The following is a 25,484-nucleotide window of genomic DNA, read 5'->3' as shown; positions in this document are numbered from 1 at the left end:
GCCGGATGATATCTCCGGCATTTTTATAGCTGGCTTTCTCTCTGGCATCCGATCAGGAGCCGGGAGCCACTATCTGGGCACAGAATTGTGCATTGATTGGCTGCTGCACTACGGGTCTTCCCCGCATATCGAGGATCTGAATCAGATAGCCCAGACCTTCGCTGACCATAGGTGTCAGCTCAGGGTTACTGCAGAAGTTTGCTGCTGCTGCCTGTGCGGCTTGTGTAGGGGCGACTTTACCGCCACCGCCGTAAAGGATCGTGATTTCAACGATATTCTGCTGCGCTTTGGCTTTCATGATCTGGTACTGATCAATCTTAGGGTAAGGCGCTTTGGAGTTAATGACCGCAGCCCGGCGTTCTGCTAGCTCATTGGTCAGATCTTCCTGCGATTTAGCACAGCCTGTGAGAATAACCGCAGCCATCATGGCGGCAAACAAGGCCTTTATGGATGCTCGATTCATAACCATCAGGCCGGAAGTACTTTTTTGAAGGGTTTCACTATGACCTTGTCATAGACACCGGCGTCAATGTAAGGATCTGCATCAGCCCAGGCTTTTGCTTCTTCCAGTGAGCCAAACTCAGCGATGACGGTAGAGCCGGTAAAACCCGCTTCACCCGGATTGTCACTGTCAATGGCGGGCATAGGTCCGGCAACCAGCAGACGACCTTCATCCTGCAGGGCTTTGAGGCGAGCCAGGTGATTTTCGCGAACGCTCAGACGGCGCTCCAGACTGTTTTCAACATCTTGAGAAAAAATGACGTACCACATGCGTTCTGTCTCCCTGTACTTGTGGTGGAATGCAGCCGTTATCATAGCGGAATGAAAAAGCCCCAACCAGCGGTCAGGGCAGATAAATCAGGCTTTATTAATCGGACGAGGTCGGCCATTGGCATCAATGGCGACATAATTGAAAGTCGCTTCACTGACTTTGTAACGTTCGCCAATACCGTCATTGCCAACCGGTTTTACCCATACTTCCATGGCGACCGAGAGCGACGTATTGCCAATGCGGTTACATTCGCCATAACAGCACACCACATCACCCACACCGACCGGTGCTTTAAACACTATGTTGTCGACAGAGACGGTAACCACTTTACCGCGAGATATTTCCTTAGCCAGAATGGCGCCGGCCAGATCGAGCTGTGACATTATCCAGCCACCAAAAATATCGCCATTTGCATTGGTGTCAGCAGGCATGGCTAAAGTGCGAAGTAATAACTGGCCTCGTGGGACATTATTTTCTGAATTCATCATAAATCATGTGTTGGGAAGATGTATTCATATGGTCATCAATATTGCGGTAGCTTGCAAGCAGAAAGCACCTGGTCTGACCCAGGTCTGATGGAACTTTGAACGAAAATCGGATCCAAAGCGGCAGAAAATAAAAAAGGCTGTCAACTGACAGCCTTTTGGGATTGCAGAAGCTGCAGTTTATGCTTCGTTCTGTGTTGCCATGCGCACGTCTTCTTTCTGCTCGTCAGAGATCAGACTGTCCACAATCACAGCACAGGCAGCATCACCTGTGATATTCAGTGCAGTACGGATCATGTCGAAGATACGATCCAGCGCAAACAGCAGAGGCAGACCTTCGATAGGAATACCTGCCGACAGCAAAACAGCCACGACCAGGAATGAAGGGCCAGGTACGCCTGCCTGACCTACGGCGCCCAGTGTGGACGTGACGATGATGGCGATATACGCGCTCATAGACAGGTCAACATTGAACAGCTGGGCAAAGAAAATAGCGACCAGACCATAATAAATAGCGTTACCGCTCATATTGATGGTTGCACCAAGCGGCAATACGAAAGCCGCTGTGCTGTTTTTCACTTTCAGCTCTTCTTCGCAAGTTTCCATAGTGACAGGCAACGTTGCCATAGAAGAAGCGGTAGACAGTGCAACCGCCTGAGGCTTTTTCATGGCAGCCAGGAACTTGATTGGCGATGTTTTACTGAAGCATTTGATCATCAGCGGGTAGAACACGAAGCCGTAAACCAGGATAGCAGCGATGTAGACCACGAACAGCTTGAACACCACCATCAGAGCGTCAAAGCCAAACGTACCCACGGCATCAGCCATCAGACCGAACACGCCGATAGGTGCGATCTTCATGACCACATTGATCATCCAGACCATAGCGTCAACGATGGAATTGACACCGTTGATCAGCGGATCGCGGCGTTCTTTTTCCAGTTTAGAGACGGCGATACCGAAGAACAGGCAGAACACCAGAATTTGCAGAATGTTTGCTTCATTCAGGGATTGGAAAATGTTGGTTGGGATCATACCCAGAATAGTTGCCCAGAATGAAGGCAGGTCACCTTTGTCAGCATAAGTGTTTGCGAACATGCCCTGAACGCCGCTCAGGTCGACACCCATGCCAGGCTGGAACACTTCACCCATAAACAGTGCCAGTGCAACGGCAACCGCTGACGTTAGGCCAAAGAAGCCCAGAGTAATCAGGCCGATCTTACCGGCTGACTGGCTGCTACCCAGCCCGGCTGCGCCAGAGATGATGGCCACGGCAACCAGAGGGATCACCAGCATTTTAATCAGGTGGATGAAAATACTGCCCAGCGGAGCAAACATACTCGCCGAGTGTCCCATCATTGCACCGACCAGTGCACCCAAGCACATGGCAATGACAACCTGTACTCCAATGTTGCCAAGTAGTCCTTGTTGTTTTAGCACCTTGAACACCTTTATTGTGGAAGTTGTTAATTGATGAAAGTTTTATGTTTCGCAAATGTTGCTTAATTTGAGTCAATATTTTGCGGGTTAAGGTTTTACAGCAGAATAATGCGATAATCAATGTTGAAGTTCGCTACTTTCTACTCACGTTACGATTTCGGGGTGATTTAGTTTAATCAGCAGGCTGGCTTATGCATTACGTTTTTTATGCCCGAGAAGAGGGGATGTAAAGGTATTGTTAATGAAATTACCCCGGCTCGTCATCAAGCCAGGGCTTTATTCAAGGAAGGGGCGAATCAGCGTCTAGTTGCTTGCTTCATGCTGTGGATGAATTGTCCTAATGCATGAAGCAAAGCGTCTGGGTTCTCTTTGTGCTGCTCGATAATTTTTACCACAGCAGAACCAGATATGGCACCGGCTGCACCAGCCTTAATCGCTTCAGAGACCTGCGCCGGCTCTGAGATACCAAAACCCAGCAGCGCCGGCGGAGCGTCATACTCGGCCAGAGAGGCCAGCAGGTGGTCAATGGGCATGCCTGCTTTGGTTTCGGCCCCAGTCACACCAGCGCGTGACAGCAGGTAGGTATAACCACCGCCACACTCAGCCACGGTTTTCAGTGTACTTGTGGTGGCATTTGGCGGAGCGATGAAAATCGGGTGAATGCCATATTTCTCAGCGGCCTGACGGAATTCGGCAGATTCATTCACAGGCACATCTGCGACCAGCACTGAGTCAACACCTGCTTCCTGGCAACGACGGTAAAAATGCTCAATGCCGCCAGCAAACACCAGGTTGGCATACATCAGCAGGCCAATAGGCAGTTCAGGATATTTAGCACGCACCTGTTTTAACATGTCAAAACAGGTGTCTGGCGTGGTGCCGGCATCCAGCGCACGGATAGTCGCTCCCTGAATGGTCGGGCCGTCGGCCAGCGGGTCTGAAAATGGTATACCCAGCTCAAGGGCGTCGGCGCCGGATTCCACCAGAGTATCAATGATCTGTAAAGAGAGGGCCGGACTCGGATCGCCCAGGGTGACAAAAGGAACAAAAGCGCCTTCCTGTTTGGCCGCTAAACGGCTGAATAATGCTTGATAACGGTCCATTACAGGGCTCCCTTTTCATCCAGAATCTTATGTACGGTAAAGATATCTTTGTCACCACGGCCAGACAGGTTAACTACCAGCAGCTGTTCCTTTTCCGGCTCCTCTTTGATCAGCTTGAGTGCATAAGCCAGGGCGTGTGCTGATTCCAGCGCAGGAATAATGCCTTCATGGCGGGCCAAGGCCTGGAACGCATCCAGAGCCTCATCGTCAGTCACTGAACCGTACTCTGCGCGGCCGGTGGCATTCAGATGAGCATGCTGAGGGCCGACAGACGGGAAATCCAAACCGGCAGAGATGGAATAAGATTCCTCCACCTGACCATGTTCATCCTGCATTAACGGGGCTTTCATTCCGAAGAAAATCCCCAGCTTGCCATGTTTCAGTGGTGCGCCGTGCATGTGGGTATCCAGGCCCAGACCGGCAGGCTCTACGCCAATCAGTTTCACACCAGTGTCTTCGATAAAATCAGCAAACATACCGATGGCATTTGAACCACCGCCGACACAGGCGATCACCGCATCCGGCAGTCGGCCTTCTTTGTCAAGAATCTGCGCCTTGGTTTCCTCCCCGATAATGCGCTGGAATTCACGGACTATGGTCGGGAAAGGGTGCGGACCTGCGGCTGTTCCCAGCAGATAGTGTGCCTTGTCATAGGTGGCAGACCAGTCACGCATGGCTTCGTTACAGGCATCTTTCAGAGTCGCTGAGCCAGAATGAACCGGGATAACTTCTGCGCCCATCAGCTTCATACGAAAAACGTTAGGGCTCTGGCGCTCAACATCTTTCGCACCCATATAAATACGACATTTCAGGCCAAGCAGGGCACAGGCCAAGGCGGTAGCAACGCCATGCTGGCCAGCACCGGTTTCGGCGATAATTTCATTTTTACCCATGCGCTTGGCCAGCAGGGCCTGACCCAGAACCTGATTGGTTTTGTGCGCGCCGCCATGAAGCAGGTCTTCGCGTTTAAGGTACAGTTTGGTTTTGGTGCCTTTGGTTAAATTCTGACACAAAGTCAGTGCCGTTGGGCGACCGGCATAGTCTTTCAATAAGTCGATAAATTCTTTTTCAAAAGCCGGGTCTTTTTGCGCATCGATAAAGGCATCTTCCAGCTGGTCCAGAGCCGGAACCAGAATCTGGGGCACAAACTGTCCGCCAAATTCACCAAAATACGGGTCAAGTTTACTCATGTGTCTGCTGTCCTATTCTTGTAATCTGTGTCAGTGCGGAAGCCCGCAAGCTGTTCGCTAACGTGATTAAGGCTTCACTGCCTTGAATACCGAGAGTAATTTCTGTCTGTCTTTTTTGCCGGGCTCGCTTTCTACGCCAGAGTTAAAATCAAGGCCAAGACAGCCTTTGCTGGCGGCATCTTTGGCATTGTCCGGATTTAAACCGCCAGCCAGCATAATGCGGCTTTTCTCTTCGCAATTATCCAGCAGTGACCAGTCAAATTGCTGACCTGTACCGCCGCTCTGGTTACCAACCTGGGTATCCAGCAGGTGCCTGTCTGCCGGCCAGTCCGTCAGGTTGGGCAGAGCATCACTGACACCATGGGCTTTCCAGACTTCACAGTCTGCGGGTAATAAGGCTTTCAGCGCTGAAATATAATCAGAGGATTCGTTGCCGTGCAACTGAACGGCTGCCAGTTTCAGAGCTTTAGCGTGTTTGGCTACCGCATTCACATCCGCATTGCGAAATACGCCGACGTATTTCAGCGGGGCACCGCTCATCACCAGGCGGGCAAGCTCACCGTCGACGGCTCGCGGTGATCCTTCGACGAAAATTAGCCCGCCATAGACTGCACCGCTCTGGTAAGCCGCACAGGCATCATCAGGGTGAGTCAGTCCGCAGACTTTATGTTCGCCCAGCAGCACAGTGCGCACAGCCATTTCCAGATTTTCTTCACTCATCAGTGAACTGCCGATCAGAAAGCCATTGGCGTAGTCTGATAAATCACGTATTTGCTGGTTGGTATAAATGCCGGACTCTGAAATCACCAGCGTACCTGCCGGAAGACGCGGAGCCAGTACTTTGGTCCGGTTCAGGTCAATGCTGAGATCGCGCAGGTTACGGTTGTTAATGCCTACCACTCTGGCTTGCAGTGCAATGGCACGTTCCAGTTCTTCTTCGTTACTGACTTCAGTCAGCACGCCAAGATTCAGTGTTTCGGCAAGAGCTGCCAGTTCACGGTATTGCTCATCGTTCAGGACAGACAACATCAGTAAAATGGCATCGGCCTGATAATAGCGGGCCAGATAGACCTGATACGGGTCTATCATAAAATCTTTGCACAATACGGGCTGGGTCACGTGCTGGCGGACTTGCGGCAAAAAGTCAAAGTTGCCCTGGAAATACTTTTCATCAGTCAGAACGGAAATCGCATTAGCGTAACGGCCGTAGATCTGAGCAATATGATCCAGATCGAAATCTTCCCTGATCAGCCCTTTAGACGGTGATGCCTTTTTGCATTCAAGAATGAATACCGCATTTTCGCTTTGCAGGGCCTGATAAAAGTCCCTGTCACTGGGGGTGACATCGGAAATGAAGCTGTCCAGCGGCTGGATTGCCTTACGGGCTTCAACCCAGATTTTCTTATCAGCGACGATTTTGGCGAGTACAGTTTCCATGATTAACCTCGTGCGGCCAGTTGCTCTACCAGCTGGTAGGCTTTGCCGGATTGCATGACTTCCATCGCTTGCTGAGCATTGGCTTTCAAATCTTCCTGACCAAACAGACGAAGCAGCAGAGCGACATTAACGGCCACAGCGCCTTGCTGTGCTTCCGTACCTTTGCCTGTCAGTATGTTGGTGATAATGGCACGGTTTTCTTCTGGTTCGCCTCCTTTAATCGCATCTAACGGGTGGGTTTGCAAGCCAAAATCTTCCGGTGTCACTGTATATTCGCGAATATCGCCATTGATGATCTCTGCAACCAGCGTCGGGCCGTGAATCGCCACTTCATCCAAACCGCTGCCGTGTACTACAGCGGCACGTTTCATCCCCAGCGCAATCATGGTTTCGGCAATCGGGCGAACCAGGGCGGCATCGTACACGCCCATCAGCTCAATACTGGGACGGGCAGGATTAATCAGCGGACCGAGCAGGTTAAAGATAGTGCGGGTTTTCATGGCCTGACGGGCAGGCATGGCATGGCGCACGCCGCTATGGTACTGAGGTGCAAACAGGAAACAGACACCTTGCTCATCAAGCGCGTCACGGGCGTCTTGGGCCGACATCGCCAGATTAATCCCAAATTTGTCCAGCAGGTCTGAAGAACCCGATTTGCTGGAGACGCCTCGGTTACCGTGTTTAGCGATTTTTACCCCGCAGGCGGCGGCAACAAAAGCCGAAGTGGTGGAAATATTGATGGTATCCGCACCGTCACCGCCTGTGCCGACAATATCGGCAAAGTCGTAGTCCGGACGAGGGAAGGGCGCTGCATTTTCCAGTAAGGCAGTCGCGGCGCCGGCAATCTCGTCGGGTGTTTCGCCTTTGATTTTCAGTGCAGTAAGAATAGCAGCCAGCAGAGCAGGCTCCACGTCACCTTTGATAATGGCATCGAATAATGTGCGGCTTTCGTCTTTAGTCAGCGTTTGCTGCTCGTATAACTTGTCGGTAATCGGATATATAGCGCTGTTCATCTGGGCGTCTCCCTTAGCTTTAAAATTCAGTCACAGTGGCGGATTGGCCCGAGACCCAGTCGAGGGTGTTTGCCAGCAGTTGCGCGCCTTGCGCAGTCAGAATGGATTCAGGATGGAACTGAAATCCGCAGACTTTGTCTTTCTCGTGGGTGACCGCCATTACCAAGCCCTCGACCTCTGCCACGACGCTGAGCGCGTCCGGCACCTGAGTGGCCACCAGAGAGTGGTAACGGGCTATGGTCAGCGGGCTGGATAACTGGCCAAAGACGGCATGCTGGTTATGGGTCATCTGCGCGGCCTTACCGTGGACTATGTCTCCTGCCCCTGCGACTTTGCCGCCATAGGCTTCAACAATGGCCTGATGACCAAGACAGATACCTATCATGGGTACTTTGCCGGCCACCCGCTTAATCAGTGCCGGCATACAGCCAGCCTCAGCAGGGGCGCCCGGACCCGGCGATAAAACCAGCACCGGATTTTGTTTTTCTGCCAGCGCCTGTTCTACCTGTTCCGCGCTCAGGCTGTTGCGAAAAATGGTGACCGGATAACCCATGGAGCGAAACTGGTCGACCAGGTTGTAGGTAAAGGAGTCGAAGTTATCCAGCAGAACGATGTCGATGTGTTTGTTCATGGTCGGCTCCTTACTGCACACTGTGTGCGTGACGAATAGCGGTGATGACAGCCTGCGCTTTGCTGCGGGTTTCATCTGCTTCGGCCTGGGGCACTGAGTCATACACCACTCCGGCACCGGCCTGTACGGTTGCGACCCCGTCTTCAACATAAGCTGAACGGATCACTATGCAGGTATCCATATCTCCCTGTCCGGTCAGGTAGCCGACGGCGCCGCCATAGCTACCACGGCGTTGTTGTTCGACATCGCGGATGAGCTGCATGGCGCGGATTTTCGGTGCCCCTGTCAGAGTGCCCATGTTCATGCAGGCCTGGTAGGCGTGTAGGGCATCAAGATCATCGCGCAACTGGCCAACCACTCGGGATACCAGATGCATCACATGGCTGTAACGGTCAACTTGCAGCAGATCGGCCACGTAACGGGTACCTGGCTGGCTGATTCGGGCCACATCGTTTCGGGCCAGATCGACCAGCATCATGTGCTCGGCGTTTTCTTTTTTATCGCAGCGCAGTTCAAGCTCGATCCGGCCATCCAGATCCAGATCGATACTGCCATCCGGCTTTTTGCCGCGAGGGCGGGTCCCGGCAATAGGGTAGATTTCGACCTGATTGCTGTCGGTACAATATTTCAGTGCGCTCTCAGGAGAGGCACCGAACAAAGTGAAATCGGCATCTTTCAGGTAGAACATGTAAGGGCTTGGGTTGCCAATCTTCAGGGCTTTATATGCGTTCAGCGGTGACGGACAGGGCAGAGTGAACTGTCGGGAAGGCACCACCTGAAAAACATCGCCCCGAACCACAAATTGCTTTAACTGTTCGACGGTTGCGCAGAAGTCGGCATCACTGATGCCGACGCTGGGTTCGCACTTGTCCAAGAATTCGGCCGGTGGCAGGGCAACCGGTTTCAGGCATATTTCTTTGATTTGTTGCAGCCGGCGGCTCAGCTCGAAATAGCTTGCCGTGTAGTTGTCGCCGCCGAACAAGGTTGCCTGAAGCTTGCCTTTACGGCGCTGGTGGTCGATAACCAGCAGGGTTTCAGCCACGTAAAACAGGTAGTCCGGACAGCGGTTACCCTGCTCTGTGTCAGGTAGCGGCTCGAAGCTGGCGACCAGATCGTAGGCAAACAGACCGCCCAGAAACAGCGCCTCACGTGACTGCGCTGGCTGGTGGAAAATGTGTTGAATCAGGCGTAGTGCATCAAAGGGTGATGACTGACGCAGCCGGCTGTCTTCATCCAGTGCACGGCCACTTTCCTTAAATGTCAGTATCAGGGTATCGTTGTCCACGGCCAGATCAACATCGGCCGGGATCTGGTTTGTCACTGCCTGCAGGACATTCTGGCCATTACTGGTCAAGGCTTCCAGGCGCACTTCGCGGCCGCGGCAGACAATGCGAACGGCGGCATCAATCAGCATCAGACTTTTCAGATCTTCTTTGGAGTCGATTTCTGCCGATTCCAGTAACAGGTTGTGGGGACGGTCACCGCAGATCGAATAATAGAGTTCTGTGGGTTCGGAGACATAAGGCACGTCCAGATTCAGAACGTCCAGTTCTCCGACAGCTAAAGGCGTTGTTTTCATAGTGTTTTACCTGCAGCTTCTACAAAAGGTTTCAGTTCCTGCATCAGTTGCTGAAACATGGGGCCGGTCAGTGCCTGATGGCCGTCAGACAGGGCTTCGCCCGGGTTGAGATGAGATTCAACAATGATACCGTCAGCCCCCACTGCGGCAGCCGCGCGGGATAAGGGAATCACCAGCTCACGGACACCCGTACCATGGCTTGGGTCAACAACGACTGGCAAGTGGGTTTTCTGCTTCAGGAAGGCAACGGCATTGAGATCCAGTGTATTGCGGGTCGCCGTTTCGAATGTACGAATACCGCGCTCGCACAGGATGATATTCGGGTTGCCGGCATCATAGATATACTCCGCTGCCAGCAGCAACTCTTCGATAGTGGCAGACAGGCCGCGCTTGAGCAGAACAGGCTTTTTGCTCTCACCCACTGCTTTAAGCAAAGCATAGTTTTGCATGTTTCGGGCGCCGATTTGCAGGCAGTCGATGTATTCACACATGGTCTCCATCTGGCTCACTTCCATGACTTCGGAGACCGTTGGCATGTTCAGCATCTCGCTGGCTTGCTTGAGCAGTTTCAGCCCTTCAACACCCATGCCCTGAAAATCATAAGGGCTGGTGCGCGGTTTGTAAGCGCCACCCCGCAGTGCAACTGCGCCATGCAGTTTGACCACTTCAGCCACAGACAGCAGTTGTTGCTCAGACTCAACAGAGCAGGGGCCGGCAATGACGGCAAATTTATTGCCACCCACCGATGCATTACCGAAACGAACGACAGTATCGTGTGCCTGCACTTCCCGGCTGACCATTTTGTATTTGGTCAGGATTGGCTTGATGTTTTCTACACAAGGATTGGCATCTAGGTTCAGTTTCTGCAGCACCCGTTCATCGCCCAATGCGCCCAGTACAATGCGTTCCACACCTGGCATATAAAGGGGTTTGAGGCCGGCATCTTCAATACGTTTCAGGATGTCTTTTGCTTGGCTCTCGGTGGCTGTTGGTTTGAGTACGATAATCATGTTGTTGTCCTTGCTAGCCAGATGTGGAATTGATTTTTGATTGTTCAGCTATAAAAAAACCCGCGAAGGGCGGGTTCTGGATTCTGTGCAGTTGGCACAGCAAATCTCACGACCCGCTAGAGGTTATGCAGCCACCAAGTGAAGAAAGCGCGAAGCGAATGATGTTTTTGCTGTAACATAAACAGAACCTGAGTAATTAAATGTTTATCGAGTAACTTCGTACTAGTAAACTAGTTCATGAATATTATGTCAAGACTTTATTTTTATGTTGTTTGATCTTCACAGTCATACCACGGCCTCGGACGGTCGACTCACGCCTGCCGAGCTGGTGAAGCGGGCGGCCGACTTCCGCGTGGATGTTCTCGCGATCACTGATCACGATACTGTCGCGGGCCTTGAATCTGCCCAGCAGGCGATAGATGCACAAAATCTGGCTTTAAAGCTGGTCAAAGGCATTGAAATATCGACAGTTTGGAATAATTTTGATATTCACATTGTTGGCCTGAACATCGATCCGTCGCATGCTGACATAGTGTCTCTGATAGCACAGCAGGCTGAACGCAGAACCGCCCGTGCGGTGTTGATGGGAGAGCGTCTGGCTAAAAGCCAGATAGTTGGTGCTTATGAAGGTGCGAGAGCCCTTGCCGGCGATGCCACCTTAACCCGGGCCCATTTTGCCCGCTGGCTGGTAGATCAAGGGCACGCCAAAACAATGCAGGCAGTGTTCAAGAAATTTCTGACCCGGGGAAATACCGGTTATGTTCCGCCTAACTGGTGCAGTATCGCCGAGGCTGTTCAGGCGATTCATGCCGCTGGCGGACAGGCTGTGCTGGCCCACCCGGGCAGGTATGACATGACCGCAAAATGGCTGAAGCGTTTGCTTACCGATTTTGTGGCTGCAACCGGCGATGCCATTGAAGTGGCTCAGCCGCAGCAGGCACAGAATGAGCGCCGCACTCTGGCGGAGTATGCTGAACAATTTGGCCTGTTGTCATCTCTGGGGTCGGATTTTCACTACCCGTCACCCTGGACGGAGTTGGGACGTAATCTTTGGTTACCCAAAGCGTCAGTGCCTGTCTGGCAGGACTGGGGCATGGAATAAAATGTTGTAAACCTGTGCTCTGAATAAGCGCAGGTCTGGAGGAGTGATGAGTCAAATTTTTTATGTTCACCCGGATAACCCGCAGGCAAGACTGATCAGTCAGGCCGTGGCTATTGTTCGCAACGGTGGCGTTATCGTTTATCCAACCGACTCAGGCTATGCGCTGGGCTGTCAGCTGGCCAATAAGCAGGCGCTGGAACGTATCTGTCGGATTCGTAAGCTTGACGAAAAGCATAATTTCACCCTTTTGTGCCGCGATTTGTCTGAATTGTCGTTATATGCCCGCGTCGAAAATGATGCATTCAGATTGTTGCGTAACAATACGCCGGGTGCCTACACCTTCATTTTCAAAGGGACAAAAGAGGTGCCACGGCGCCTGATGAATCCGAAGCGTAAAACGATTGGGATCCGGGTACCGAACAACGAGATTGCGCTGGCATTGCTGGATGCGCTGGGTGAACCTATGATGTCTACCAGCTTAATACTGCCCGGCAAAGACACCGCGGAATCGGATCCTGAGGACATTCATAATGCGCTGGACCACGCCGTTGATTTGATCATCCATGGCGGGGTCATAGGGGAAGAGCCAACGACTGTGGTGGATTTCAGTAACGACAGCATCGAGATTGTGCGTTACGGTGCCGGTGATACCAACCCGTTTGAATAAACACGGCTCAGTCAGAAGAGAAGGGATTCAGGCGATGAAAGAATCGTCTTTTCCCTTCTTTTTATATGGTATCAGGCAGCAGTATTTGGCATAATTCACGGCTGCTTTGAATAGGGTGGACGCCGTTTCAGCTTAACACTGCAAACGGTGGGTATCTTGTGTTGCTGATGCGCAAAACGTCAGTAACAGAACGATGATTTTTAGAATGTTTCGACGCCTGTGAAGGCGACAAAGGTTTGTCTGATGAGTGAAAAATTACAGAAGGTACTTGCGCGTTCCGGTCAGGGTTCACGACGTGAAGTGGAACTGATGATACAGGAAGGGCGTGTCAGTATTGATGGCAAAGTTGCCCACTTGGGTGATCGTCTGGATAATCTGGACGTACTTGTGCGTATTGATGGTCACAAAGTAGACCTGGTCAAGCCTTCTGAAGAAGTGTGCCGTGTGCTTGCTTATAACAAACCTGAAGGTGAGCTGTGTACCCGACACGATCCTGAAGGACGTAGAACGGTATTTGACCGCCTGCCACGACTGAGCGAAGGCCGTTGGGTCTCTGTGGGTCGTTTGGATGCCAATACATCCGGTCTGCTGCTGTTCACTACCGATGGTGAACTGGCTAATCGCCTGATGCACCCGAGCCGTAGCGTAGAGCGTGAGTACATGGTGCGCGTATTCGGTGAAGTCACAGAGCAGATGGTGAAAAATCTGGTTCACGGCGTACAGCTTGAAGACGGCATGGCCCGTTTTGAAGATGTCGTTTACGCCGGTGGCGAAGGGATGAACCATACTTTCTATGTGGTAATCACCGAAGGCCGTAACCGTGAAGTTCGTCGCCTGTGGGATTCGCAGGGTGTGACGGTGAGCCGACTTAAGCGTGTACGCTATGGCGACATCTTCCTGACCAAAGATTTACCGCGAGGTGGCTGGCTGGAGCTTGAGCTGCAGGAAGTGAACTATCTGCGTGAAATCGTTGAGCTGCCTGAAGAAACGCGCTCGCATCTGACCGTTGAAGGTCTGAAGCGTAAGAAAGGTGTGCGTAAGATTCGCCGTGCCGTTCGTCGTCATGAAGAACGTGTCAGCGATGACTCACGCGGTCGTCGTCGCGACAATCGTCGCCCGGCAACTCAACATCAGCCAGCCGAAGAGACAGCGCGTTCAGCCGGCAACAAGCGCAAGCCTGGCGGTAACGCTGCCAACCGCAGGAACCCGCTGAAGAACAAGCCTGCTAAGCCGCGTACCCGTAAGTAAGCTGTGACGCACACTAAAAAAGCCGACCCGTAAATGGTCGGCTTTTTTGTACCTGTCATTTCAGGGCAGAGATGCTCCAGCGCTTATTTAGGCTGAGCATCAATGCATTGTCCGTTGACGTCCTTGCTCTCAGGCCCCATCAGGTAAAGATACAGCGGCATAATGTCAGCCGGTGTTTTCAGGGTTTTAGGATCTTCGCCAGGATAAGCCTTTGCACGCATGCCTGTGCGTGTACCGCCTGGGTTAATCGCATTGACCCGAACATGGGTGCCGCTCAGCTCGTCCGCAACCACTTGCATCATGCCTTCAGTCGCAAATTTCGAAATCGCATACGCTCCCCAAAAAGCCCGGCCATCATGACCTACGGTGGAGGAGGTGAAAATGATACGGCCGTCTTGGGATTTTTTAATCAAAGGCATAATCGCCTGAGTGAGCAGGAACTGCGCTTTGACATTGACCTGCATCACCTCGTCAAATGTGTCTTCACCCAGTTGATCAAAGGGACTCAGCACACCTAGCAGGCTTGCGTTATGCAGTACACCATCAAGGCGACCGAACTGGTCATTAATAGTATCTGTCATATCCAGGTAGTTCTGTTTTGACGCGCCTTTCATGTCCAGCGGGATGATTGCAGGCTGCGGATAACCCAAGGCCTCTATTTCATCATAAACAGCTTCCAGCTTGGCAACAGTGCGGCCCAACAAAATGACTGTTGCACCGTGAGCTGCGTAGCTGATAGCGGCCTGGCGGCCGATACCGTCACCGGCACCTGTCACGAGAATGACACGGTCTTTGAGTGAGTCAGCGGCAGTTTGATAATTCACTTGCTTTCCTTCTTGGTAAGGCATCTCTTTGTGCCGCTATTGTAGGCGCTTCACGCTCAGAGTGACAAGCCAGCAAGATCAATCGGTGATGAAAAACAGCAGGTTGCTAAGACGGTTAACTGCCAGTATGGTGTGCTTGTCGAGTGCCAGGTGCCAGTCAGGCGATAAATCACACTGGAAAGCGCAAAATGTAAACCTGAATCGCCATCAAGCCTAGAGGCTTGATTGGATTGGTATTACAATCAGGTAAAACCAGAACATGAGGAAATACTCTTGGATTTTTTGTTTGATTACGGACTTTTTCTGGCCAAGATAATCACAATCGTGGTGGCTATCGTCAGTATGTTGGTGATTGTGAAAAGCGTAGGTGGTCGCCAGGGGACCCGGAAAGGGTCGTTGGAAATTACCGATTTGTCTGAACGCTATAAAGAAACCGTTCATCATTTAGAGTCTCACCTGTTCGATAAGCCGTTGCTTAAAGCAAGGGAAAAGGCGGAAAAGAAAGCCGAAAAAGAAAAAGGCAAAGCCCGCCAAAGTGAAATTAAAGCAGCGGCAAAATCGGGCGAGTTATTAGCGACCCGTGAACCACGTTTGTTTGTCCTGGACTTTCACGGCAGTATTGACGCCAAAGAAGTTGCCGGATTACGCGAAGAAATTTCAGCTATTCTGGCCGTAGCGGCGGATGGTGATGAAGTTCTCCTGCGTCTGGAAACCGGCGGCGGTATGGTTCATGGCTATGGCCTGGCATCTTCGCAGCTTGATCGCCTGAAACAGGCGGGTATCAAGCTGACTATTGCGGTAGATAAAGTGGCTGCCAGTGGCGGCTATATGATGGCCTGTGTTGCTGATCAGATCATTTCTGCGCCGTTTGCTGTAGTGGGTTCAATTGGTGTGATTGCCCAGCTGCCTAATTTCAGCAAGGTATTGAAAAAGAATGATATTGAGTTTGAACAAATCACTGCTGGCGAGTTTAAGCGCACCCTGACAATGTTTGGCGAAAACACGGATAAGGCGCGTGAAAAGTTTCAGAGTGAAATTGAAGCGACTCATGGTTTGTTTAAGGATTTTATTGCAGAACATCGTCCGTCTCTGGATCTGGAAACCGTTGCAACCGGAGAACATTGGTTTGGTAAGCAAGCGATTACGCTTGGCCTGGTAGACAGTATTGGAACCAGTGACGACTTTATTATGCAAGCCTGTAAAGACCGCGAAGTTTTGCAGGTTCATTATGTCCAGCGTAAGAAACTGGCAGAGCGACTGGCGGGCGCGGGCAGTGAAGCCGCCGACAGTTTGCTGCTGAAATGGATCAGTCGGGGACAGCGGCCGATTATGTAAATATTAAAGATATAACCCGCCGGTAGGCGGGTTATATCTTTCTGGCTGACGTAATAAAGACAGATTAATATTTTTATATTTTTGGCCAGGCGTCCGCTGTATTAAATAATGTGAGTGAATATTACGCCTTTAAATCGATTCATTGGTTGTAAAATAATCACAACTGGCCGTTTTGTGATAAGAAAATGGATATTTCTGTGAGCTGACACAAATAAACAGGGCTGAAAATAGTCAAAGTTCCGTCGAGGTGGTAATGATCTGCGCCCTGTCAGAATACTGACTCAGAGAGATGAAAAGTGGGAGCTGATTGGATAATACAGCGGCACTTAACACAGTGTTTACATATGCAGAAGGGACGAGCAATTAGCCTGAATTTCTTAAAAACAGGTTGACCTTCTTGTATAGTAGCCCAATATTGTAATAGCGTTGCCGTGCATACACTGTCACTTTTAGCGTGCAACTATATGTTTTTATTTGAAAATTTCGCGAGCACGAGGACGTAATAGAGTCATATGGGTAAATCTCTTGTTATTGTGGAGTCCCCGGCCAAGGCAAAAACGATTAATAAGTACCTTGGTAAGGATTTCATCGTAAAGTCCAGCGTTGGTCATGTTCGAGACCTGTCTACTGGTGGTAGCAGTACGGGTAAAAAAGCGACTGCATTGTCCACGAAAGGTCTGAGCGCTGAAGAGAAAGCACAGATCAAAAAAGAAAAAGAGCTTAATGCGCTGATCAATAAAATGGGTGTTAACCCATATAAAGATTGGGAAGCGCATTATGCTGTGCTGCCCGGTAAAGAGAAAGTCGTCCAGGAATTGCAAAAGCTGGCTGAAAATGCAGATTATGTTTATCTGGCAACCGATTTGGATCGCGAGGGAGAAGCTATTGCCTGGCACCTTCGTGAGCTCATAGGTGGTGATGAAGAACGCTATAAACGTGTTGTTTTTAATGAAATTACCAAAAATGCGATTCAGCAGGCTTTCGAACATCCGGGTGAACTGAATATTGATGGCGTGAATGCGCAGCAGGCGCGCCGTTTTCTTGATCGTGTTGTTGGCTTCATGGTTTCCCCTCTGTTGTGGAAAAAAGTCGCCCGGGGCTTGTCTGCCGGTCGTGTTCAGTCGGTAGCGGTAAAACTGATCGTTGAGCGTGAGCGTGAAATCAAAGCATTTGTTCCGGAAGAGTTCTGGGATGTGCACGCCAATACGGTAACCGGTGGCAAAGATGCATTGCGTCTAATGGTAGCCCAGCAGGCAGGCAAGGCATTTCGTCCGGTCAACAAAGCAGACACAGATGCGGCCGTTTCTTTGCTGGAAAAAGCGGCTTATAAAGTAGCTGAGCGTGAAGATAAACCGACCAGCAGTAAACCTTCTGCGCCTTACATCACATCAACACTGCAACAAGCGGCCAGTACCCGTCTGGGTTATGGCGTAAAACGTACTATGGGCCTGGCCCAGCGTCTGTACGAAGCGGGTTACATTACCTATATGCGTACTGATTCGACCAACTTGTCCAAAGAAGCGGTCGAGGCTGTGCGTGGCTATATTGCCTCTGAATATGGTGACAATTACCTGCCTGCTAATCCTGTGGTGTACGGCAGTAAGGGCAATGCACAAGAAGCGCACGAAGCGATTCGTCCATCAAGTGTTGACACCCAGCCAGCTGATCTGGAAGGCATGGATCAGGATGCCGTCAAGCTGTATGACCTTATCTGGCGCCAGTTTGTGGCTTGTCAGATGACTGCGGCCCAGTATGACTCCAGTACCATTACCGTACAGGCCGGTGACTTTACGCTGAAAGCAAAAGGCCGAACGTTACGTTTTGCCGGTTGGACCAAAGTACAGCGTCCGTCAGGCAAGAATGAAGATACCACTCTGCCAACAGTTCAGGTGGGTGATGTACTGACGCTAGACAGTTTAGATCCCAAGCAGCACTTCACTAAGCCGCCTGCGCGCTTCACAGAAGCGGCACTGGTGAAAGAGTTGGAAAAGCGCGGTATTGGCCGTCCATCGACTTATGCTTCGATCATTTCGACGATTCAGGATCGTGGTTATGTCAAAGTGGATCAGCGTCGATTCTATGCCGAAAAAATGGGTGAAATTGTCTCTGACCGTTTAGAAGACAGCTTTTCCGACCTGATGGATTATGATTTCACCGCCCGCATGGAAGGCAATCTGGATAAGATTGCAGAAGGACAGGCAAACTGGAAATCCGTTTTAGATAAGTTTTTCAGTGATTTCACTGAAGAGTTAGTAAAAGCTGAACAGGATGAAGATGAAGGCGGAATGAAGCCTAACAAAATCGTCCTGACCGATATTGAGTGTCCGACCTGCTCTCGTCCTATGGGTATCCGCACTGCTTCTACCGGGGTTTTCCTGGGCTGTTCGGGTTATGCCTTGCCGCCGAAGGAGCGCTGTAAGACCACCATTAACCTGGGTGATGAAGAAGGTGTGGTTAACGTCCTTGAAGAGGATGTGGAAACTGCCGCTTTACGGGCGAAGAAACGTTGTCCTAAGTGTGGGACAGCTATGGATGCTTATCTCATCGACCAGAGCCGTAAGCTGCATGTCTGTGGTAATAACCCCGAATGTGATGGCTTTGAGGTTGAAAAAGGTGAATTCAAACTGAAAGGCTATGAAGGTCCTGTGGTTGAGTGTGACAAATGCGGCTCAGACATGGAACTGAAAAATGGCCGTTTTGGTAAGTACATGGGCTGTACCAATGATGCCTGTAAGAACACACGGAAAATTCTGAAAAACGGTGAGGTCGCGCCACCAAAAGAAGATCCGGTGCATTTGCCTGAGCTGCCTTGTACTCAGGATCCGGATGCGTATTTTGTGTTGCGTGATGGTGCATCTGGACTGTTCCTGGCCGCCAGCACCTTCCCCAAATCCCGTGAGACTCGTGCGCCTCTGGTGGAAGAGTTGGTTCGTTTTAAAGACAGGTTGTCACCTAAGTTTCAGTACCTGACTGAGGCGCCAACGGAAGATCCGGATGGCCTGAAGACAGTGGTTCGCTTTAGCCGCAAGACTAAAGAGAACTATGTCCGTTCAGAGGAAGACGGGAAGCCAACCGGTTATACCGCACTGTATGATGGCGGAAAATGGCTCATCACGGATAAGCGCAAGAACGCCAAAAAAGAGAAATAATGAAAAACCGCCGCAAGGCGGTTTTTTTATGCATCCGTTCTGGGGCTGGCTGGTGAGTGGATTTTTTCCTGTCCGGTCTGGGTCTCACTGGCTGATGATATCAGCTGTGTTTTGCCAGCTCTGGGCTTGCGGTTGACCTGAATGACAGCAAACACGACAAGTGCTATCCCGATGAGGTGATAGATGGTAAATGACTCATCAAGCAGGGTGATTGCGAAGATGGCTGTCATAGCCGGGCCGATATTGCTGGTCAAACTGACTGCCGAAGGAGTCAGGCGCGCCATCGCGGCTGCAATTAAATAGGACGGCAAGACAGTGCAGAAAAATCCCAGTATCACGCCCAGCAAAGCCAAATCCAGTGAGATAGTGCTCAGTTGCACCCTTGACCACTGAAAATGCAGCAGAATGACAATACCGGCGCTGGTCATGCCAAGACTGGTAAATAACTGACTGCCAAGCTGACTGATCACCCGTTTGCTCAGCACCAGGTAAGTGGCAAAAATCATGGCTGACAGCAGGGCATACAGGCTGCCGAGCCAGATGTCATCGCCCAGATGCTGAATGTCATGCGCGACAATAAGCGCAATACCCAGGTAACCCAGCAGGATGGAAAGGAAAGTCCCAGTTTTAGGCGTTTCTTTTAAAACCAGCATACTGATCAGAACCACAAAGGACGGATACATAAATAACAGTAACCGCTCAAGCTGCGCAGAAATGCTCTCCAGCGCCAGAATGTCGAACAGCGAAGCAAAATAATAGCCTAAGATCCCAATCAGCATAGCCTGCCAGCCATAGCGCCGTGCCTTGTGTCGCTGTGCGGCATTGCGGAGCAGCCAGCAAAGTATCAACAGATAAAAAGGCAGAGAACTGGCTGCTCTCAGGCTCATGATGGTGACAGCATCACCGCCGAGCTGATAGGCAATTTTGATCAGCACAGGCTTTAATGAGAAAAAGACGGTTCCGATGAGGGCGTAGAGAATACCTTGTTTGTTAACCGACAGCGTCGAGCCTGGTGCCAGTTCTTTTTCCATTACTCACTTCCTTTTGTGTTTGAGAACAGGCTGTGAGAGATGGAGACCGGCTGCATGACTCACAGCCGGGCAGGGGAGATGCTACCGACTGAGGGGGATCCGGGTGAGAAGCCAGGGCTGCAGTAAAGTGACCTTCATGATGAGTACCTTGGTATCGGTGAGTTTTTAAGCTACCTAAATTTACACAGCCACACAAGGGAGTGGAAAAGATCAGATGAATATGCCAGCTGTTGATGTTAACGGCTGAGAATCTGTGGTGAAGTCGTGTTGAATCAGCAATACGGCTGCTCCGGGCTTGCCTCGGAGTCAGCCAGTATTTGAGTATTAATTAATGGAGTCTTTAAGGTGTGTGGCGGACACGGGTCAGGCCAAGCAGTATTGCAGTGGCGAACTGAATGATACAACACAGCAAAAACAACCTTTCTGTCCCCAGTATCATCATCAGATAACCGGATGCCGCCAGACCGAATGGCATGCCGAGTTTGAACAGTGAGCCGGTGATACCTGCAACGCGTCCGATCAGTTTGTCACTGAAGGCTTCCTGACGATAACTCCAGATACAGATAGAACTCATCAAACCTATACTGCTGATCAAAAAGAAAGACAGGGCTAACATGGGCGCACTGGGCAGCAGGGCCGGCAGAGCAAACCCAACGGATTCAAAAGTGATGGATAAAATCAGCAGCACGCCCAGACCGAGACGTTTTCTGATTTTATCGGCGACTAATCCGCCCAGAATACCGCCGATCCCTGATGCAGCAATCAGATAACTGACTTCCAGGTTGGTCATCATAAGTGTGGCTTTTGCAAAGTATATCGCCTGGACATGAAAGACAGCACCTGTGGTGTTAATGACCACAACGGCGGCGGTGATCAGGCACATGGTCTTGTCTGTACTCAGTGCCTGCCAGCCTTCTCTGAGCGCGGTGAGGACAGGCGGATGCGCAACAGGATCCGCTGGTGTAAATGATATGCGGTGCAATTGGACAAAGGCAATCAGGTAGAAAATGATAAGCAGCAGAAACACCTGATGGATCGCCGCCATCAGTAGCAGCATGCCGGACAGTACGGGCCCGACTGTCTCAAGTAAGCTGTACATGGTACTGAAACGTGCAGTGGCCGTATTTTGCAATGTTTGCGGCAGCGCTGTTTTCATCATGCCGAGACGGGCATTGTGGTAGCCGTAGTCGAACGCCATCATCATGAAAGCAGCCGGAAAGAGCACCCAGAGCGGTTCTGCCAGCCATTCAACGGCGGTATAAGCAACGAGCAGGCAAGCACACTGGCCAAGCAGCATGGCCTGTGACCAGCGCTTGCGGTTCACCCGGTCGACCCAGACCCCGATGAAAAATGCCAGTAACAGGTTCGGCAAATATTCTACAGCACGCATCCAGCCCATCCATTCCGAGGATGCTGTCAATTCATAAACGAGCAGTGGCAGCGCAAGACTGTAGATTTTGGCACCGAAGGCGGCAAAAAATGCACTGGATAGCAGAATGAGAAATTTGGGCTCTTGCCAAATGCCTGTCTGGTGTTGGGTGACGGTTGTCATCATAAATTCCTTTTTACATCATAGAGATTTGTGATTATCCGTGATAAAAGTGGAAGAAAAAGTGTAAGTGGCAATAAGGAATTTCGTCTTTTATGCGCTATTGGCGAGCATTAATTTACTTCAGGGATGCATTGACGGTTGGACAAGCCCAGTCGATATCACTTGATACTCTGGCAGAGAAGCTCGCCTGCACCCGGCGCAATGCTCAGCTTGTGATTAAAAAGCTGGTTGAAGAGGGGTGGATAAGCTGGCAGCCAGGTATTGGTCGCGGTAATTTGCCGACAATTTGTCTGAAAAAACCGGTTGATTTGATTCTCAAACAGCAGGCGTTGTCGCTGCTGTCACAACGTCAGGTGGAGCGTGCCACTGCCTTAGTACCCGAGTCGCAAAGGCAGGGGTTACTGGCCGAGTATCTGGATGGTTATCGTCGTTCTGGCCTGTGTTCAATGTCGAAGAAAGAGCCAAGCGATGTGTTGCGAATTCCGTTTTACCGGGGGATCCATGATCTGGATGCCGTGCAGCTTTCCCGGCGGACTGAAATGCATCTCGGCAGCTATCTTTATGCCGGTTTGCTGCAGCGGGATCGGGATTCTGGGCGGATTCACGGCGATCTAGCCGCACACTGGGAACGTCATGGTAATGACTGGTATGTCACACTCCGAAAAGGACTGACGTTTCATGATGGCTCGCCCCTGGATGCTTTAGCGGTGAAAGCTCATTTTGAACGTTTGCAAGCCTCTGACAGCAGTAACCACCGGCTGTTCGATTGTCTTGAAGCTGTAGAGGTGCTTGCGCCGCTTCGCCTGAAACTGGCCACGAATGCGACGGCTGGTTTCATACCCACCCTGTTAACACAAAAGGCGGCTGGTATATCGAAAGTCTCCCATGAAGGGCAGATCCTGGGCGCCGGTGCCTTTCGTCTTGATACGCACACTGAGTGGCTGACCCGACTAAGCGCATTTGAGCAATACCATGGCTACCGGCCCTGGCTCGATGCCGTGGAGATCTGGAACATTGGCGATCAGGCGATGGATTTTGAGGTCAGCAGTGATGTGGTTCACCCTTGGCTGGTGCCGGGACAGACAGCACCGTTTTCGCAACTGGAAGGCTGGGAAAAAGGGTGTGAATATGCGCTGCTGAATGCAAACCGTAAGGGCTGGATGACGGTGCCGGCGCACAGGCAGCGATTATCTGCTTTCATTCGTCAGCAGCCGCTGCCTGCCACCATGGTAGCGGCAGATTACCGTGTCGCAAAAGGGATGCTGCGATCCGAAGCGCTATGCCAGGATACAGTTAACACGCTGGATTTCTCTGACCTGCCTGCACCTGATCGCCCGCTGTCTGTGCTGACCTATCAGCTGCGGGATCATATTGCCCTGGCCGAGCAACTGGCCGCGGCCCTGAATGCCGCCGGACTACCCGCGACATCTTGTGTGGAGACATTTCCGGACTTCAACCGGACAGAGCGACTGGCCCAGGCGGATATCATTATTTCCGGTGAAGTGTTCGGCGAGGATGCGGAACTGAGCTGGATGGAATGGCTGAAGGCGAGTACGGCGTTAGCGGTATGTCTGCAGCCTCAGCAGCTGACACGATTGCTGCGCGAACTGGAAAACGTCTTTGTGTTTGAAAGCCTGGCTGAACGGCTGGAACATTTTCAGGCGATCGAACAATGGCTGGTGGATACAGGAGTCTATCGGCCTTTGTGGCAAAACCGCCAGCAGCTCAGTGTCCGAAGTCATCTCAATGGGGTATCGCTGCTGGCGAATGGCTGGATCGATTTCAGCCGTGTGGTGTTCAGTTCACCATAGCTGAGGCCGGAATGCCGCTGTGAAAACGGAAATCTTGATCCGGGGAGTTAATCAGCCCGGCTTCCCGCTGGCCTATGTGCAGGATTCGGTCACTGATATCCTGACCGGCAATGCGCTCAGCCAGTTTCAGGTAATCCTGATAATGACGAGCTTCAGAGCGCAGCAACGAGATATAAAACTTCCTGAGCTCATCATCAAGAAACGGCGCCAGTCTGGCGAAACGCTCACAGGAGCGAGCTTCAATGTAAGCGCCGACTATCAGTTTATCAATTAAAGTGGCGGGTTCATGAGTACGCACGGCTTTCATCAGCCCGCGGGCATAGTTACCGGCACTCAGATTGGAGTAAGCGATACCGCGCTTGTCCATGATTTCCAGCACCTGTTCAAAGTGGTGGAATTCTTCTTTGATCAGGCGAACCATCTTATCAATCAGATCCTGGCCATAAGGACAATCCGCCTTTGCTGTCAGTTCGGCACTCAAGCCATTTTTTCTGCCGTGGAAGGCGTCTTTCTGGCGTGATCTGCCGTAGACAAAATCTTCGTACGGCTTTGCCCAGTCTAACAGTGCCTGGCCACTTTTCTCATCAACGGCATATTTGCGGATCAGGAAAATGGCGGTCTGGCTGGCTTTCAGTTCGCAGTTACAGTGATCAACCAGCAAGGCATTGAGGTTTTCCGGTTTGCGTGCTTCTTCAAGCCAGCTTTCTGGGGTTTCGCAATGCAGAAATTGGCGGACGGGAAGAAGTAGCTCGTTGATCATGTTCTGAGTGTCTGTCATGGATGGGTCTTTTGCTGAATTGAACAGGAGAAAGAAAACCGGCGGATTATAACAAAGCTCTTTCTGAGCGACCAGAGAATGACGGATATTGGCTTATCACAAGAAACTAAGAACAAATGAACGACTTAGCTTGAAAAAAGAGGGCTATATCATCGTTATTCCATTTTGGTGTGCTTATACTGAAAACGTATGTGTCGATGGCTGGTGAAGGAGGTCTGCCGGTTATTGGCATCCAGACACATCAGAAAAGGACTTTATATGCACTTACCCCGGATTGCCCCCTGGTTACTGGCTGTTGTCACTTTCCCTTTGAGTGTGAATGCACAGGCTGCACAAGCGTGCGGGCATGTCACCATTGCCGACATGAACTGGAATTCCGCTACCTTTATCGCTCATCTGGATCAGTTCATTTTGCAGCAAGGATACGGTTGTGACGCCGAACTTGTTCCCGGTGACAGCATTCCAACCACAACGTCCATGATTGAAAAAAGTGAGCCGGATATTGCCCCTGAAATGTGGAGCAATACCATGCGCGAAGCGCTGGATAAAGGCGTGAAGGAAGGTCGGCTGCGCTATGCCGGCGTGACGCTAACTGACGGTGGAGAAGAAGGGTTCTGGGTGCCGGCCTACATGGTGGACAAAGCACCCAGCCTGAAAACCCTGGCCGGAGTGAAAGCCAATGCCAGTTTGTTTAAGCATCCTGAAGATCCTGATAAATCCGCCATGATGGGGTGCCCTGCTGGCTGGACCTGCCAGATCACCTCTGAGCATTTGTTTGACGCGCTCAAATTGGGTGATTCAGGCTTTGAACTGGTGGATCCCGGTTCAGGGGCCGGTTTGGCGGCATCCATTGCCAAAGCCTATGAGCGGCAAGAGCCCTGGTTTGGTTACTATTGGGCACCTACTGCGGTACTGGGTAAATACGAGATGGTGAAAGTGGATTTTGGCACAGGCGTGGATGCCGAACACTATAAAGCGTGTATTACCCAGGCTGACTGTCTGGACCCCAAGCCGACCATGTATCCGCCGTCACCGGTTGATACTGTCGTGACAGAGCGTTTTGCGGCACGAGCGCCAGACGCGCTGGCCTATTTATCGACACGTTCATTCACCAATCCGCAGATGAATCGCATGCTGGCCTGGATGGAGGAAAACCAGGCGGATGGTGAAATAGCAGCAGAGTACTTCCTTGCTGAGAACGAGTCGCTGTGGAGCCAATGGGTAACGCCGGAAGCGTTACAGCGTATCAGGCAAGCCCTGGCGGCTCGCTAATTCAGTCAGACCCGGTGGTTGCCGGGTCTGTGCATTTTACCGATTTACGGCACCC

22 protein-coding genes are annotated in these 25,484 nt (G+C 51.3%); 7 read left to right on the top strand and 15 right to left on the bottom strand.

Annotated features, from left to right (window positions below; genetic code table 11):
- Nucleotides 1-52 precede the first annotated feature (52 nt).
- The 11 genes from gspS2 to aroF all read right to left on the bottom strand — a co-directional run bounded on the left by gspS2 (nt 53) and on the right by aroF (nt 10,660).
- Nucleotides 53-463, bottom strand: coding sequence for a type II secretion system pilot lipoprotein GspS-beta (gspS2, locus tag D6M16_RS07200; protein ID WP_120511905.1), 411 nt, complete (start codon nt 461-463; stop codon nt 53-55).
- 5 nt (nt 464-468) lie between these two features.
- Nucleotides 469-771 carry a YciI family protein gene (locus D6M16_RS07195; RefSeq protein WP_027253406.1) on the bottom strand — a complete coding sequence of 101 codons (303 nt, stop codon included), beginning with the start codon at nt 769-771 and terminating at the stop codon, nt 469-471.
- 87 nt (nt 772-858) lie between these two features.
- A complete protein-coding gene (gene yciA, locus D6M16_RS07190) occupies nt 859-1,257 on the bottom strand; it encodes an acyl-CoA thioester hydrolase YciA (protein WP_120511214.1) in 399 nt (132 codons plus the stop codon).
- A gap of 180 nt (nt 1,258-1,437) precedes the next feature.
- A complete protein-coding gene (locus D6M16_RS07185; RefSeq protein WP_276131387.1) occupies nt 1,438-2,706 on the bottom strand; it encodes a dicarboxylate/amino acid:cation symporter in 1,269 nt (422 codons plus the stop codon).
- A gap of 287 nt (nt 2,707-2,993) precedes the next feature.
- The gene (trpA, locus tag D6M16_RS07180; RefSeq protein ID WP_120511212.1) at nt 2,994-3,800 is read right to left on the bottom strand and encodes a tryptophan synthase subunit alpha; all 807 of its coding nucleotides are present in this window, start codon (nt 3,798-3,800) and stop codon (nt 2,994-2,996) included.
- On the bottom strand, nt 3,800-4,990 hold the full coding sequence (gene trpB / locus D6M16_RS07175; RefSeq protein WP_120511211.1) for a tryptophan synthase subunit beta: 1,191 nt from the start codon (nt 4,988-4,990) through the stop codon (nt 3,800-3,802). The genes trpA and trpB overlap by 1 nt, the downstream gene beginning before the upstream one ends.
- Nucleotides 4,991-5,056: 66 nt before the next feature.
- Nucleotides 5,057-6,427 (bottom strand): bifunctional indole-3-glycerol-phosphate synthase TrpC/phosphoribosylanthranilate isomerase TrpF, encoded by a 1,371-nt coding sequence (trpCF, locus tag D6M16_RS07170; protein WP_120511210.1) that lies wholly within the window; start codon nt 6,425-6,427, stop codon nt 5,057-5,059.
- Between the two features lie 2 nt (nt 6,428-6,429).
- The gene (gene trpD, locus D6M16_RS07165) at nt 6,430-7,440 is read right to left on the bottom strand and encodes an anthranilate phosphoribosyltransferase (protein WP_120511209.1); all 1,011 of its coding nucleotides are present in this window, start codon (nt 7,438-7,440) and stop codon (nt 6,430-6,432) included.
- Nucleotides 7,441-7,459: 19 nt separating this feature from the next.
- Nucleotides 7,460-8,071 carry an aminodeoxychorismate/anthranilate synthase component II gene (locus D6M16_RS07160; protein WP_120511208.1) on the bottom strand — a complete coding sequence of 204 codons (612 nt, stop codon included), beginning with the start codon at nt 8,069-8,071 and terminating at the stop codon, nt 7,460-7,462.
- Nucleotides 8,072-8,081: 10 nt separating this feature from the next.
- Complete coding sequence (locus tag D6M16_RS07155) at nt 8,082-9,650, bottom strand: anthranilate synthase component 1 (RefSeq protein WP_120511207.1); 1,569 nt, start codon at nt 9,648-9,650, stop codon at nt 8,082-8,084.
- Nucleotides 9,647-10,660 (bottom strand): 3-deoxy-7-phosphoheptulonate synthase, encoded by a 1,014-nt coding sequence (gene aroF / locus D6M16_RS07150; protein ID WP_120511206.1) that lies wholly within the window; start codon nt 10,658-10,660, stop codon nt 9,647-9,649. Before aroF ends, D6M16_RS07155 begins: the two co-directional genes overlap by 4 nt.
- 265 nt (nt 10,661-10,925) lie before the next feature.
- On the opposite strand from aroF, the gene rnm reads away from it, so the two are divergent.
- The 3 genes from rnm to rluB all read left to right on the top strand — a co-directional run bounded on the left by rnm (nt 10,926) and on the right by rluB (nt 13,677).
- Complete coding sequence (rnm, locus tag D6M16_RS07145) at nt 10,926-11,762, top strand: RNase RNM (RefSeq protein WP_120511205.1); 837 nt, start codon at nt 10,926-10,928, stop codon at nt 11,760-11,762.
- Between the two features lie 46 nt (nt 11,763-11,808).
- A complete protein-coding gene (locus tag D6M16_RS07140; protein ID WP_120511204.1) occupies nt 11,809-12,429 on the top strand; it encodes an L-threonylcarbamoyladenylate synthase in 621 nt (206 codons plus the stop codon).
- 243 nt (nt 12,430-12,672) lie between these two features.
- The gene (rluB, locus tag D6M16_RS07135; protein WP_120511203.1) at nt 12,673-13,677 is read left to right on the top strand and encodes a 23S rRNA pseudouridine(2605) synthase RluB; all 1,005 of its coding nucleotides are present in this window, start codon (nt 12,673-12,675) and stop codon (nt 13,675-13,677) included.
- Between the two features lie 83 nt (nt 13,678-13,760).
- Here rluB and D6M16_RS07130 read toward each other — a convergent pair whose 3' ends face one another.
- Complete coding sequence (locus tag D6M16_RS07130) at nt 13,761-14,501, bottom strand: YciK family oxidoreductase (protein WP_120511202.1); 741 nt, start codon at nt 14,499-14,501, stop codon at nt 13,761-13,763.
- Nucleotides 14,502-14,774: 273 nt separating this feature from the next.
- On the opposite strand from D6M16_RS07130, the gene sohB reads away from it, so the two are divergent.
- Nucleotides 14,775-15,836: a protease SohB gene (gene sohB / locus D6M16_RS07125; RefSeq protein WP_120511201.1), complete on the top strand. Its 1,062-nt coding sequence runs from the start codon at nt 14,775-14,777 to the stop codon at nt 15,834-15,836.
- Between the two features lie 512 nt (nt 15,837-16,348).
- The gene (topA, locus tag D6M16_RS07120) at nt 16,349-18,985 is read left to right on the top strand and encodes a type I DNA topoisomerase (RefSeq protein WP_120511200.1); all 2,637 of its coding nucleotides are present in this window, start codon (nt 16,349-16,351) and stop codon (nt 18,983-18,985) included.
- A gap of 26 nt (nt 18,986-19,011) precedes the next feature.
- On the opposite strand, the gene D6M16_RS07115 is transcribed toward topA, so the two are convergent.
- A complete protein-coding gene (locus tag D6M16_RS07115) occupies nt 19,012-20,016 on the bottom strand; it encodes a DMT family transporter (protein ID WP_120511199.1) in 1,005 nt (334 codons plus the stop codon).
- A 340-nt stretch (nt 20,017-20,356) separates the two neighbouring features.
- On the bottom strand, nt 20,357-21,568 hold the full coding sequence (locus tag D6M16_RS07110) for an MFS transporter (RefSeq protein WP_120511198.1): 1,212 nt from the start codon (nt 21,566-21,568) through the stop codon (nt 20,357-20,359).
- A 92-nt stretch (nt 21,569-21,660) separates the two neighbouring features.
- On the opposite strand from D6M16_RS07110, the gene D6M16_RS07105 reads away from it, so the two are divergent.
- Nucleotides 21,661-23,379, top strand: coding sequence for an SgrR family transcriptional regulator (locus D6M16_RS07105; protein WP_120511197.1), 1,719 nt, complete (start codon nt 21,661-21,663; stop codon nt 23,377-23,379).
- Here D6M16_RS07105 and miaE read toward each other — a convergent pair.
- Nucleotides 23,366-24,157 carry a tRNA isopentenyl-2-thiomethyl-A-37 hydroxylase MiaE gene (miaE, locus tag D6M16_RS07100; RefSeq protein ID WP_120511196.1) on the bottom strand — a complete coding sequence of 264 codons (792 nt, stop codon included), beginning with the start codon at nt 24,155-24,157 and terminating at the stop codon, nt 23,366-23,368. The two genes, D6M16_RS07105 and miaE, sit on opposite strands and share 14 nt — an antisense overlap.
- A 258-nt stretch (nt 24,158-24,415) precedes the next feature.
- Between miaE and D6M16_RS07095 the strand changes: the two genes are divergently transcribed.
- Nucleotides 24,416-25,429: an ABC transporter substrate-binding protein gene (locus D6M16_RS07095; RefSeq protein WP_120511195.1), complete on the top strand. Its 1,014-nt coding sequence runs from the start codon at nt 24,416-24,418 to the stop codon at nt 25,427-25,429.
- Nucleotides 25,430-25,484: the final 55 nt, after the last annotated feature.

Origin of the sequence: Photobacterium salinisoli, assembly GCF_003614885.1 — a bacterium.
Taxonomy (GTDB): domain Bacteria; phylum Pseudomonadota; class Gammaproteobacteria; order Enterobacterales; family Vibrionaceae; genus Photobacterium; species Photobacterium salinisoli.
Note: the sequence above shows the minus strand (reverse complement) of the source record. Positions and strands in the feature narration are given on the sequence as shown.